The following is an 11,974-nucleotide window of genomic DNA, read 5'->3' on the forward strand; positions in this document are numbered from 1 at the left end:
ACCGAGTGGGCCTACCGGCACGCCTTCACCAGCAACACCGACCGCGCCACCGCCCTTGCCCCCTGGCTCCAGCGGTACAACACTCAACGACGCCACACAGCACTCGGCGGCCACCCCCCGACCAGCCGACTGTCACCAACCTGATGGCCGGGTACACCTAGGGTGCCGGTATGACCGAGCGCGCGATCACGTGGGACGCCCGCGGCGGCCGGGGTGGCAGCGGTGCCGTGCGGCTCCTGGACCAGACGCTGCTGCCGGGCCGGACCGAGTACCTCGACGTCGACACCGTCGACGACCTCGTCGCGGCCATCCGCGCGCTCGCCGTCCGCGGCGCGCCGGCGCTCGGGGTGGCGGGCGCGCTCGGGGTCGTCGTCGCGATGGACGAGGCAGCGCGCGAGGGACGGGACCGGGCGGCGCTCGAGGCCGCGGTCGACCGGGTGCGCGACGCCCGGCCGACGGCGGTGAACCTGCGCTGGGGGGTCGAGCAGGTCCGGTCGCTCGTCGACGACGGGCGGGAGGCGGTCCTCGAGGCCGCGCTGGACCTCGCGGCCGCGGACGAGGCCGCGAACCGGCTGCTGTCGCGGCACGCCGCGGACTGGCTCCAGGAGCGCGTGGGGCACCGGCCGCTGCGGGTGCTCACGCACTGCAACGCCGGCCTGCTGGCCGCGTCGGCCTGGGGGACCGCGCTCGGCGTGGTCCGCGAGCTGCGGACGCGGGACGCCGTCGAGTTCGTGTACGCCGACGAGACCCGCCCGCTGCTCCAGGGGGCGCGCCTCACGGCCTGGGAGCTGGCCGCCGAGGGCATCCCGCACGCGGTCCAGGTCGACGGTGCTGCGGCGTCGACGATCGTGCGCGGGCTCGTCGACTGCGCCGTCGTCGGGGCGGACCGGATCGCGGCCAACGGCGACGTCGCGAACAAGGTGGGGACGCTCGGGGTGGCGCTCGCCTGCCGCGAGGCCGGCATCCCCCTGCTCGTCGCCGCCCCGTGGTCCACCGTCGACCTCGCGACGCCGGACGGCTCGGTCATCGAGATCGAGGAGCGGGCGGGCGAGGAGGTCACCGCCTTCGGGGGCACCCGGACGGCACCGGAGGGCTCGAGCGGCTTCAACCCCGCGTTCGACGTCACGCCGGCCCGTCTCGTCGCCGCCGTCGCCACCGAGCGCGGCGTCGTCGAACCGGCGAGCGGTGACCGGCTGGGGTGAACCCCAGCGCTTCATCCACCGTGGATGAAGGTATGATCTTCACATGGACCGAGTGAAGCCCCGGACGTCGTGCTGCGTGCTCATCGGCGACCTCGTCGGCTCGCGCGAGGTCCCCGACCGCGCGGCGCTCCACGATGCCTTGGCCGTCGCGCTCTCGACCGTCGACGCCGTGCGTCCCTCGCGGGACGGCCTGCGGGTCACGGTCGGTGACGAGTTCCAGGGCTCGTACCCGACGCTCGGCGAGGCCCTCGACGTCGCGCTGCGGGTGCGCCTGCTCCTCTGGCCGGACGCCGACGTCCGGGTCGGCGTCGGCCGGGGCACGGTCACCGTCCTGGACCCCGGGCGGGGGATCGAGGACGGACCGGCCTGGTGGGCGGCGCGGGCGGCGGTCGAGGCGGTCGAGGCCGCCGCCGACCGGGCGCCCACGCGGCTGCTGCGCACCGGCCTGCGCACCGCCGACGGCCCCGAGGACCGCGTGGCCGAGCCCGGCCTGGACACCTCCGGGCCCGGCGCCGCGGTCAACGCCGCCCTGCTGTGTCAGGACCACCTGGTTGGCTCTCTCTCGGACCGGTCGCGACGACTGCTGAGAGGGCTCATGGACACCGAGACGACCCAGGCGGACCTCGCCGCGGCCGAGGGCATCAGCGCCTCGGCGGTGTCGCAGCGGGTGCGCGCGGACGGCATCGGTGCGGTGCTCGCCTCCCACCGGCTGCTCCGGGACCTGCCGTGACCTGGCTCGGGGTGTGGCTCGTCGGGGTCGGGCTGGCCGACCTCGTCGCCGCCAGCCGCCGCGACGCGGTGGCCCGCTGGGCGGTCCTTTCCGGTCTCGGGGTCGTACTCGTCCTCGGCCTGCTGGCCGGGCTCACCGGCTGGGCCGACGCGCTCGCGTTCGTCGGCGCGGGAGCGGCGCTCGTGCTGTGGGTGCGCTGGTCGCGCGAGGCGCTGGCCGGCGGCGCGCACCACGGCCGGGCGCTCGGCGTCCTCGCCCTCGGCGCCGCCTGGCTCGTCGGGCTCTCCGGCTGGGCGTCCGCGCCCGGCGGCCTCCTCGGCCGCTGGCTGGCCTGGGCCCAGCTGCCCTCGGTGGTGTCCGCCGAGCCCGGTCGGCTGCTGCTCGTCACCGGGCTGCTCGTCGCCAACCTCGCCACCGGCAACGTCGTGGTCCGGCTCGTCCTCGTGAGCATCGGGGCGCTGCGGCCGGTCGGGCGGGCCCGCACCGCGGCGGTCGCCATGCCCGAGCCGGCCCTCCAGCTGCGCGGCGGGCGGCTCCTCGGCCCGATGGAGCGGCTCGTCGTCCTCGGTCTCGGTCTCGCCGGCCAGCTCACCGCGGCCGCGCTCGTCATCGCCGCCAAGGGACTCATCCGCTTCCCGGAGCTGCAGAGCCGCCGCCGCGACGCCGGCACCGTCGACGGCGTCGGCATCGACGAGATCACCGAGTACTTCCTCGTCGGGTCCTTCGTGTCCTGGCTCCTCGCGCTGGGCAGCCTCGTCCTCGCGCTCTGACCCGGCGCGGGTGGCGGCCGGGCCTGCGATCGGTGCCGGGTCAGACGTCGATGATGCGGTCCCGCCACTCCGCGGGGAAGTCGGTGTCGCGGTCACCGGCCAGCAGCAGCCGGTAGGTCATCGCCGCCGCCTCCTCGAGGTTCAGCGCCCGGCGCAGGGCCATCGACACCGTGTCGCCGAGGGTCGAGCAGCCGTGGTGGGCCAGGACGACCGCGTCGTGCTCGCGGGCGGCGTCCGCGGCCGCCGCGGCGAGGTCGTCGCTGCCCGACGGCAGGAACGGCACCCGCCCGGCGCTGCCGAGGTAGTAGCGGTGGTCGAGGGTCGTGAACCGGACGGGGGCGCCGAGCATGTCGACGAGCAGGACGTGCTGCGGGTGCAGGTGGACGATGGCCGCGACGTCCGGACGGACGGCGTAGGTCCGCTGGTGCAGCCGCCACTCGCCGGAGGGCCGGGCGCCGGCGACGTGCTCGCCGTCGAGGGTGAGCTCGGCGAGGTCCGCCCGGGTCAGCCGGTCCAGCCAGGTGCCGGTGCCGGTGACGAGGAACCGGTCGGTGCCGGGCAGCCGGGCCGAGAGGTTGCCGCCGCTGGCCTGGACGAGCCCGCGGGCCACGACGAGCGCCCCGGCGGCGACGAGCTCGTCGGCGAGGTCGCCCCGGGCCCGGTCCGAGCCCGGCGCCGGCGGGTCGCCCGCGGCCGCGTCGTCCGGCCGGGTCCCTGCGGTGCCGTCGGGAGTGGGGGCGCTGGTCACGCGCCGATCATGCCGCACCGGGGCGCACCCGGCGGTGCCGCTGGAGGAGCACGCCGCCCGGCAGCGGCGTCGTCCCGGCGGGCTCCCACCGGCGGACGCCGGGGGCGCCGCGGAAGAGCGGCACCCCGCCGCCGAGCGTCACCGGGTTGACCTTGAGGTGCAGCTCGTCGACCTCGTCCGCCAGCTGCCCCGCGAGGTCCGCGCCGCCGCAGAGCCAGACGTCGAGCCCGTCCTCGGCCCTGAGCGCGCGCACCGTGGCGACGGGGTCGGTGGTGACGGTGACCGTCGGGTCCTCGGGCAAATCCTGCCGATGGGTGGCGACGTACTGGCGCAGGTGAGGGTAGGCGCTGGTGAGGCCGGCCGCGAGGGCCGGCTCGTGGGTGCGCCGGCCGAGGACGACGGTGTCGAAGTGGCGCGGCGGGGCGTCCACGCCGAGGGCCTCGCGCACGTGGACCGGGCAGGTCTCCGGGTACTCGGCGAAGAGCGCGGTCAGGGTGTCGGGGTCGACGGGGAAGGCGTCGGCGCTGCCGTGCTCGTCGGCGATGAAGCCGTCGAGCGAGACGGCGACGTAGTAGACGAGTCGTCGCACGAGGAGGGTCCCCCTGGGTCGTCGGGACGGGTCGCCGCCCGACGCTACGCGGCCGCCTCCGGTGTCGCACCCGAGAACCGTTCCCCGCCCGGCTCACCACACGTCGAGCACGGGGTTGTCGATCGTGCCGTTGAACTGGTCGGGGTTGCTGTGCAGCGTGCCGTCGTCGTTGAGCTTGCCGCCCACGCTCGCCGGGACCGAGCGCGGGAAGGAGATGCGTCCGGCCGCGTTGCCGTCGGCGACGTGGCTGCGGTAGGGGACGTAGCGCGTCCCGTCCCAGCGCCGGAGGTCCAGGGTGAGGGTCGCGCGGGTGGCCGACACCACGGTCCGGGTGCAGCTCGCGCGGTACCAGGCGGTGTCGCGGACGGTGGCGGTCCACGTGCCGACCCAGCGGCCGCCGATGCGCAGGTAGCAGCCGACCTTGTGGCCGTCGGCGCTGAGCTTCCACTGGGACGCGCCGGAGGCCAGCCCGCGCTGGAAGACGTTGTCGCCGTCGTCCTCGACGTCGCCGAGCTCGGTGTCCTGACGGAAGTCGGCCTGCCAGCGGAAGGAGCGGTCACCGACCTCGAGGGCGTCGGTCGTCGTCGTGTTGCGGATGCCGAGGACGGCCAGGGGGGTGGAGGGCCGGTGCAGCGGCGCGTACGCGGGGAGCCGCATCGCGCGGTGGGTGGTGGAGGTCGAGTTGTCACCGGTCCACGCCCGGCCCCCGCCCTCGGAGACCACCCGGGCGGCGAGGCCGGAGGCGCCGGACCCCCGGACGGTGGGGGTGGTGATGGTGGCGCCGGGGGTCTGCTCGACGAAGTCGATCCGGGCGACCATCGAGGAGCCGGCGACGGCCGTCGGGAGTACGGGTGCGGCGAGCGGGAGGAGGGTGGCGGCTGCGAGGGCAGCCAGGAGCCTGGTGGTCGACATGGGGGTCCCTGCTGCTGGAGGATGCGTCCACCGCGACGGTATCCCGGATCCGCCGGTCGGTCGCCCTCCGTTCGGGCCGGTCCGTCCCGGCGTCGGCGCAGGTCAGCGGCCCGGCCCGCGGGGGAGACGCCGCGAGCGCGCAGGACGGCCGGTCATCGTGCACGCCGTGGCCCGCGACGGGGTCGTAGGGTCGGGTCCCGTGAGCGACGGCGGCGCGGCGGCGTACTTCGAGCGGCTCGGTGAGGCCCGCTTCCGGGCCACCGACGCGACGAGCGGCGCCTGGCGCGAGGACGAGCAGCACATCTCGCCGGCGCTCGGGCTGCTCGCCCACGTCGTCGAGCGGGACCGGGACGGGCGCCGGTCCGACGGCCTCGTCCTCGCGCGGCTCTCCTACGACATCCTCGGCGTCGTGCCCGTGGCCGAGGTGGAGACCTCGGTCCGGGTGCTGCGGCCCGGCCGGACCATCGAGCTGGTCGAGGCGACGCTCTCGCACGCCGGCCGGGCGGTCGTCGTGCTCCGGGCCTGGCTGCTGGCCACCCGGGACACGGCCGCGGTCGCCGGCACGTCGCTGCCGGGCATCCCGCCGCCGGAGCAGCTGCCGGAGTGGTCCCCCGCGGAGTACTGGCCGGGCGGCTTCATCGGCTCGGTCCACCTGCGCCGCCACCGTGAGGAGGCCGGCCGCGGGTGGTTCTGGGTCCGCACCGACCTGCCGGTGCTCGCCGGTGAGCCGGTGTCGCCGACGGCGCGGGTGGCCGGTCTGCTCGACATCGCCAACGGGATGACGGTGCGGGCCGACCCGGCCGGCGTGCACTTCCCGAACATCGACCTCACCGCGCACCTGCTGCGGGTGCCGGAGGGGGAGTGGCTCGGCATCGACTCCACCCAGACCTTCGGGGACACCGGGATCGGCGTGACCAGCAGCGTCCTGCACGACGCCCGGGGCCCGCTGGGCTCGCTGGCGCAGTGCCTCACCGTCCGTCCCCGCTGACCCGGGCCGACTGCCGCCCGCGGCGACGCCCGACTGTGTCGAGGACGGGTTTCTCGGTCGCGCCCGCCCGCCCGGGCCGGAGGTCCTCGCCGGGCGGCCGGCAGCCGGTTCAGCCTCCGCGGTGCCCGGCGCCGGTGAGGGTCCGGGGCCGGACGCGCGCCGGGCGGGGTGCGTAGCGGCGGCGACCGGTGAGCCACAGGCACCCGACCGTGGTGGCCCCGAGCAGGCCGACGAAGACGACCCGGGTCACGGGCGTCATCGGGACGATGAACCAGGTGCTGACGAGCTCGGCGGCGATGAGCGCCCAGAGCACACCCCGGATCGTGCCGCGGCTCATCCGGGTGCACAGCCAGGCGCCCAGAGGTGCGCCGGCGATGACCACCGGGGTCGCGGCCAGCCACTGCCCGACGACCGGACCGCGGAAGTCCCCGACCACGAGGAGGTGGAGGAGGAACGCGGTGACCGAGGTGACCGTGAGCAGGACGACCGTGGTGGGTGTCGCGACCTTCTCGCACACCCGCATGAGCAGGACGAGCACGACGAACATCACCGTGTTCTCGCCGACCCCGGCGGCGCCGCTGAGCGCCCCACCGACGACACCGGCCGCGACCACGACCCAGCGCTCGGTCCGGCCCCACACCGGGATGCGGTCGTTGCGCTCCTCGCTGCCGCGCAGGCGGTGCACGAGCAGCGCCAGTCCCATCCCGGCCAGCAGCACGGTGAACCCGATGCGGACGATGGCGGGCGGGACCAAGGGTGCGAGGACGAGCACGGAGACCGTGACACCGACCATCGCGGACGGCGCACCCCACCGCAGGGTCCGCCACTCGAGCGGGACGCGCTGGGCAAGGAGGCTGAGCGAGGCCCCGGTCATCCCGACGCTCTGGATCGCGAAGGTGAAGAGCCGGGCCTGCTCGGGCGCGACGCCCAGGACCTTGGTGAGGACCGGGAACCCGACGGCGCCCCCGCCCTCGCTCGTCCCGCCACCGACGAGCGATCCCGCGACCATGGTGAGCGCGACACCCCAGTGCTCGGCGAGGGCGTCCAGCGCCTCGCCGCCCCCGAGGGTCAGCCACGCCGTCCACACCGCGAGGGCCAGGACGAGGTTCGTGACCGCGGCCCGCCGGAAGGACGGAAGGGCCGGCGGGGCGGTCCGGGACTCGCGCCAAGAGGTCGACATGGCCTGGATGCTAGGTCGGCGGTGCGACCTGGCGCGCACCCGGCGGGTGCCCCGTCCTATAGAGGGCAATCTGGAGCAACTTTCGGTCGACTGGCGGCTCGTCACGGTCCGCCGAAGCAGTCCGGTCGGCGGTCGAATAGGGCTCTGACCTGCGATTTCATCGACTGCCGAGCATGTCGACCCGGTCCGGAGGGGCCCACCTCGCCGTCGGGGGGTCGCTCTTGACAGCAGATCAGTACGTATTTGTAGAGTGAAATTGCAGGTTCCCATCCCAGGAGCTACGTCTCACAAGGAGAAGGCGCATGACCACCATCTCGAGCAGGACCACGCAGTTCACCGAGGGCATCCAGGCCCTTGTCCCCCCGCCCCCGTCGCGCTACAACGACCCGGCGGAGCACATCGACTTCATCCGTCCGCTGGCCGACAACTACCTCCCGTTCGACGTCCGCAGCAAGAAGACGTTGCTCGAGGCGGTCAAGGAGGAGGCCACCGAGATGGAGCGCGAGCGCGCGCTCTGGGAGCTGAGCGACCGCCTCGGCCCCGAGGCGCTGCACCACGTGCAGAACTTCATCCAGGTGGAGAGCTCGCGCGACCTGCGTCAGGGCGGGCTCTGGCTCGTCATGCAGCTGCTCGGCCAGGCCAGCATGCCGGTGCTCGAGGAGTACTTCATGGACGACGACCCCGAGGTCGCCGACTACGCCCGTGTCATGTACGGCGACCTCTCCGGCGTCTCGCAGACCCGGGTGTACAGCCAGGTCGAGGTCGAGGACGGCCACCACTTCGACCAGACGGTGCCGCTGATGATCTCCGGCCAGGTCATCGTCGACTCCGACACCGGCCCCACCCGTGCCCGGCTCTCCCCGCTGTGGTTCGACTCGATCCTCGGCAAGGTGACGGCCTGCACCAACGCCGACACCATCGCGACCAACCTGGTCATCGAGAAGGCCCTCGAGGGTCTGCACGCGGACGGCTCGACGCACTACGAGGTCTTCCCGTTCCGGGGTACCTCGGTCTCGTACGCCGACCGGCTCATGGAGCACACCTACGCCTCGGAGACGATCCGCCCGTTCTACCCCAGCGGTGTCGTCGAGGACGGTCCGTCCATCCCGATCCCCGTGAACCTCGTGCGCTGCGCGGTCACCTCGATCGCCGACCTGGGCGACTGGACGATCCACGGGTCGCAGCGCGCCGAGAAGCTGCAGGGCCACGAGCGTCCGTTCGTCACCGCGGTCCGCGGCCGCTTCGCGGGCTGGGCGGCCTCGGACATGGACCGGATCACCGAGGAGGGCGTGCGCGCCGGCCTGGTGCAGCTGTCGAGCACCTGCCACGAGATCGCCGGGCCGATGACGAACACCAAGGTGTTCGGCATCTTCCGGGGCAAGCCGATGGACCGCACCGGGAACGGCCGGCTCAGCCTCAACGGCTACAAGGCCCACGGCGACGAGGCCGGCCGGATGGACTACTACGCCGACGGCTCGATGGCGGCCGACCCGCTGCACCACTGAGGCGGCGGCGGTCGTAGATCCGTGCCAGCATGACGGGCCCGTCCACCCCGGCGACGGGGTGGACGGGCCCGGCATCCCCCGACGATGGAGACTTCTGTGAGCCCGACCCAGACCCGACCGTGGACCCAGACGCCCGTCCAGGTCCTCATCGCGGTCACCTTCGTCTCGTCCGCGACCGTGTGGGCGGCGGTGCCCTACCTCCCGATCTTCCTGTCCGAGGAGGTCGGCTACTTCCCGGTCGAGCTCATCGGGGTGGCGGTCGCGGCGTCCGCCCTCGGACTCTTCGTCGGGCAGTACCCGATGGCCCGTCTGGCGAGGCGGGTGAGCATCCGCAGCTTCATCGTCGCCGGCTTCGTCGTCGAGGGTGTCTCGATGCTCGGCGTCGTCGCCGTGTCGAAGGGCGGCGGCGCAGCCGGGGTCGCGGCGATCGTCGGGCTTCGGTTCGTCGCGGGCATCGCGCGGGCCGGCATCGCCCAGTCGGTGCGGGCGGCGATCCGCAAGGTCTCCGCCAGCGAGCAGCGCGCTGAGGTCTTCGGCCTTGTCGGCTCCGCCGACATCGCGGGAATCACCCTCGGCACCTTCCTCGCCGGCCTCGTCGCCTTCGGCAGCGTCCGGTCGGTCTTCGTCGCGGGCGCCCTCGCCTGCGCGGTCTGCATCCCGCTGGCCCTGGCCCTCCCGAGACAGGCGCCGGCCGAGATGACCGAGCCCGACGGGGACGCCGAGGCGAACCACACCACCCTGTTCAGTGTCCGGGTCCCGCTGACCGTCCTGCTGCTGTTCACCGCGGCCACCACCGTGCTCATCGGTGCATACAACAGCGCCTGGGGCCCCTACCTGCGGGACCGCGGCGCCGGCGAGGGCGCGGTCGGCATGCTCTTCGCGCTCTTCACGATCCCCTTCATCGCCTTCGCACCACTGTTCGGCCGGTGGGCGCGGACCCCGCAGCGCCGGATGACCGCGGTCGTCGTCGGGACCGCCCTGGCCGTCGTGGCGGCGATCTCCTACCCCTTCCTGGCGTGGCTGCCGGTCGTCGTCGTCGTCGAGCTGCTGGCCGCCAGCGGCTCGGCGGCCGCCGAGCCCAGCCTCGACGCGCTCGTCTCCGACCTCGCCCAGGACGAGGACGCCCAGTCCAAGATCTTCGGGATCGCCGGAACGGCCTCCTCGGCGGTGTCCGCCGGCTCGGCGGTCGTCGCCGGCCTCCTCATGACCGGCGGTGTCGGCCGGCCCTTCCTCGTCATGGGGTGCGTGGCCGCGCTCGCCCTCGCCCTCGGGTCCTGTCTCCTCGGCCTGAGCTCCCGCTCCACCGTCGCCGGAGGGGAGGAGGCCCCCGCGGAGCCTGCGTCGCACGACGACCCCCGTCGCGAGCTCGACGTGGCGCGGCTCGGGGCCCTCGCCGGCGAAGACCCCACCAGCCCGGCCCTACGAGAGGAAGCACCATGAACACCGAACACCGGACCACGACCGTCGACGACGTCATCGAGGCCACCAGCGTCGTGTCCGCCCCCGTGGACCGGATCTGGGAGGTGGTCTCCCTCCCCGGGTGGTGGATCGTCGACTGCGACGAGAGCGCCCTGGACCGGCTCCGGACCGACACGCCCGGGGGCGTCTACGAGGACGACGCGTTCCGGATCGAGACCCTCCACACCGACGAGCCGCACGAAGCCGCCTTCTCGTGGTCCTGGACCCAGGACCCGAACCGGCCGGTCACGAGGGTCGTCGTCCGTGTCGAGGAAGGGGTGGACGCCGCCACCGTGCGGGTCACCGAGACCGGCCTGTCCACCGGTGGGCCGGTGGAGCTGCTCGCAGCCCACTACGAGGAGAACGCGGAAGGCTGGCCGCAGCAGCTGGCCCTCGCCAGGTCCGCGGCCGAGGCCAGGGCGGCGGACTGATGGTCCAGCCGGACTGGGTGCGGGTCGACCCGGAGCAGTCCCTGTTCGTGGCGCTGCTCCCGGGAGGCCACCGGGACCGGTTGCCGGAGCCCGAGCCCTCGGCCGCCGAGCGCCTCGCGGGTGCGCTCGCCTGCCGGCGCCTCTCCGGGCCGGTCCTCCTCGAGGGTGACCCCGGGTACGACGAGTCCCGCCGGGTCTGGAACGCCCTGGTCGACCACCGGCCCGCGGCGGTGGTCCTGTGCGAGACGGAGGCCGACGTCGTCGCCGCGGTCGCCGCAGGCCGCGAGGCCGGGGTCGACGTCGGCGTGCGCTGCGGCGGTCACAGCATCGTCGGCCACTCCGTCCCCGACGGCGGGCTCATGGTCGACCTGCGGCGCCTCTCGCGGGTCGAGGTCGACCCGGAGGCGCGCACCGCGACGGTGCAGGGCGGGGCCCTGCTCGGGGCGCTGGACCGGGCGACCGAGCCGTACGGGCTCGCGACGACGACGGGCAACGTCTCACACACCGGCATCGGGGGGCTCGCGCTGGGTGGCGGCATGGGCTGGCTCGCCCGGCAGCACGGCCTGACCTGCGACAACCTGCTGGGGTGTCGTGTCGTCACCGCGGACGGAAGGGTCGTGACGGCCTCCGCGAAGGAGAACCCCGACCTGTTCTGGGCGCTGCGCGGGGGCGGCGGGAACTTCGGCGTGGTCACCGAGCTGACCCTGCGGCTCCACCCGGTGCCGCAGCGGGTCCTGAGCATCGAGGTCGAGTTCCCGGCCGAACAGGCTCACGGTGCGCTCGCCCGGTGGCGCGACCTGAGCCGGAGCGCGCCGCGCGAGGCCACCTTCCTCCTGGACGTCTTCGGCGGAGTGGCGTTGCTCGGCGTCGTGTGGATCGGCGACCTCGCCTCAGGGCGCGCGTACGCCGAGGAGTTCCTGCGCTTCGAGGGCGAGCCCTCCGAGCAGGTCGTCGAGGAGCTCACCTACCTCGAGCTCCAGGTGCGCGAGGACACCCCGCAGGGCAGCGACGCCCGGCGGTACTGGAAGGCGTTCTACCTCGACGACCTGCCCGACGACGCCGTTGCCGCGCTGCTGGGCCAGGACCCCGGGTTCGCCGGCAGCATCGTCTGCCACGGCGGGGCCATCGAGGACGTCCCGGCCGACGCGACGGCCTTCAGCCACCGGTCCGCCGCGTTCGAGTACGTCGGTGCGGTGCGGTGGGAGGACCCGGCCGAGGACGTCGAGCGTGTGCGGTGGGGGCGTCGCCAGGCGACCGGCCTGGCGGCCCACGCCAGCGGCACCTACGTCAACACGGTCGGCGGCACCGGGTCGCACCCGGTCCGGTCCTCCTACTCGGGGACCACCCTCGAGCGGCTGCGGAGGGTCAAGCGCGACTGGGACCCGGAGAACCTGTTCCACCTCAACCACAACATCGAGCCGGCCTGACCGCACGAGCCGCGGGTCCCCGTGACCCGGAGGA

The 11,974-nt window shown here is 74.3% G+C and carries 13 protein-coding genes; 9 read left to right on the forward strand and 4 right to left on the reverse strand.

Annotation, left to right across the window (positions count from 1 at the left end; genetic code table 11):
- The 4 genes from EPD83_RS13340 to EPD83_RS13355 all read left to right on the forward strand — a co-directional run.
- The coding region (locus tag EPD83_RS13340; protein ID WP_164896820.1) for an integrase core domain-containing protein at positions 1-144 on the forward strand (144 nt) is incomplete at its 5' end.
- 26 nt (positions 145-170) lie between these two features.
- Positions 171-1,202, forward strand: coding sequence for an S-methyl-5-thioribose-1-phosphate isomerase (gene mtnA, locus EPD83_RS13345; RefSeq protein WP_128368490.1), 1,032 nt, complete (start codon positions 171-173; stop codon positions 1,200-1,202).
- Positions 1,203-1,245: 43 nt separating this feature from the next.
- The gene (locus EPD83_RS13350) at positions 1,246-1,932 is read left to right on the forward strand and encodes a SatD family protein (protein WP_165566701.1); all 687 of its coding nucleotides are present in this window, start codon (positions 1,246-1,248) and stop codon (positions 1,930-1,932) included.
- Positions 1,929-2,702 carry a hypothetical protein gene (locus EPD83_RS13355; RefSeq protein WP_128368194.1) on the forward strand — a complete coding sequence of 258 codons (774 nt, stop codon included), beginning with the start codon at positions 1,929-1,931 and terminating at the stop codon, positions 2,700-2,702. The genes EPD83_RS13350 and EPD83_RS13355 overlap by 4 nt, the downstream gene beginning before the upstream one ends.
- A gap of 40 nt (positions 2,703-2,742) precedes the next feature.
- Here the strand turns inward: EPD83_RS13355 and EPD83_RS13360 are convergent, their stop codons facing one another.
- From EPD83_RS13360 to EPD83_RS13370, 3 genes are all read right to left on the reverse strand, one after another.
- Positions 2,743-3,450 carry a class II aldolase/adducin family protein gene (locus EPD83_RS13360; protein WP_128368195.1) on the reverse strand — a complete coding sequence of 236 codons (708 nt, stop codon included), beginning with the start codon at positions 3,448-3,450 and terminating at the stop codon, positions 2,743-2,745.
- A gap of 7 nt (positions 3,451-3,457) precedes the next feature.
- A complete protein-coding gene (locus EPD83_RS13365; protein WP_165566702.1) occupies positions 3,458-4,039 on the reverse strand; it encodes a dihydrofolate reductase family protein in 582 nt (193 codons plus the stop codon).
- 93 nt (positions 4,040-4,132) lie between these two features.
- Entirely contained in the window at positions 4,133-4,951 is an 819-nt protein-coding gene (locus EPD83_RS13370; RefSeq protein WP_165566703.1) for a hypothetical protein, read from the reverse strand.
- Between the two features lie 199 nt (positions 4,952-5,150).
- Here EPD83_RS13370 and EPD83_RS13375 point away from each other — a divergent pair, with 199 nt between their 5' ends.
- Complete coding sequence (locus EPD83_RS13375; protein ID WP_235950590.1) at positions 5,151-5,939, forward strand: thioesterase family protein; 789 nt, start codon at positions 5,151-5,153, stop codon at positions 5,937-5,939.
- A gap of 109 nt (positions 5,940-6,048) precedes the next feature.
- Here EPD83_RS13375 and EPD83_RS13380 read toward each other — a convergent pair whose 3' ends face one another.
- A complete protein-coding gene (locus EPD83_RS13380; protein ID WP_128365453.1) occupies positions 6,049-7,119 on the reverse strand; it encodes a sulfite exporter TauE/SafE family protein in 1,071 nt (356 codons plus the stop codon).
- Between the two features lie 302 nt (positions 7,120-7,421).
- On the opposite strand from EPD83_RS13380, the gene EPD83_RS13385 reads away from it, so the two are divergent.
- The 4 genes from EPD83_RS13385 to EPD83_RS13400 all read left to right on the forward strand — a co-directional run bounded on the left by EPD83_RS13385 (position 7,422) and on the right by EPD83_RS13400 (position 11,940).
- Positions 7,422-8,624, forward strand: coding sequence for a PBS lyase (locus EPD83_RS13385; RefSeq protein ID WP_128365452.1), 1,203 nt, complete (start codon positions 7,422-7,424; stop codon positions 8,622-8,624).
- Positions 8,625-8,720: 96 nt separating this feature from the next.
- The gene (locus EPD83_RS13390) at positions 8,721-10,064 is read left to right on the forward strand and encodes an MFS transporter (RefSeq protein WP_164896117.1); all 1,344 of its coding nucleotides are present in this window, start codon (positions 8,721-8,723) and stop codon (positions 10,062-10,064) included.
- A complete protein-coding gene (locus tag EPD83_RS13395) occupies positions 10,061-10,513 on the forward strand; it encodes an SRPBCC family protein (RefSeq protein WP_128365450.1) in 453 nt (150 codons plus the stop codon). Before EPD83_RS13390 ends, EPD83_RS13395 begins: the two co-directional genes overlap by 4 nt.
- Entirely contained in the window at positions 10,513-11,940 is a 1,428-nt protein-coding gene (locus EPD83_RS13400; RefSeq protein WP_128365449.1) for an FAD-binding oxidoreductase, read from the forward strand. The genes EPD83_RS13395 and EPD83_RS13400 overlap by 1 nt, the downstream gene beginning before the upstream one ends.
- Positions 11,941-11,974: the final 34 nt, after the last annotated feature.

This window comes from Phycicoccus flavus (assembly GCF_004025965.2).
GTDB lineage: Bacteria > Actinomycetota > Actinomycetes > Actinomycetales > Dermatophilaceae > Phycicoccus > Phycicoccus flavus.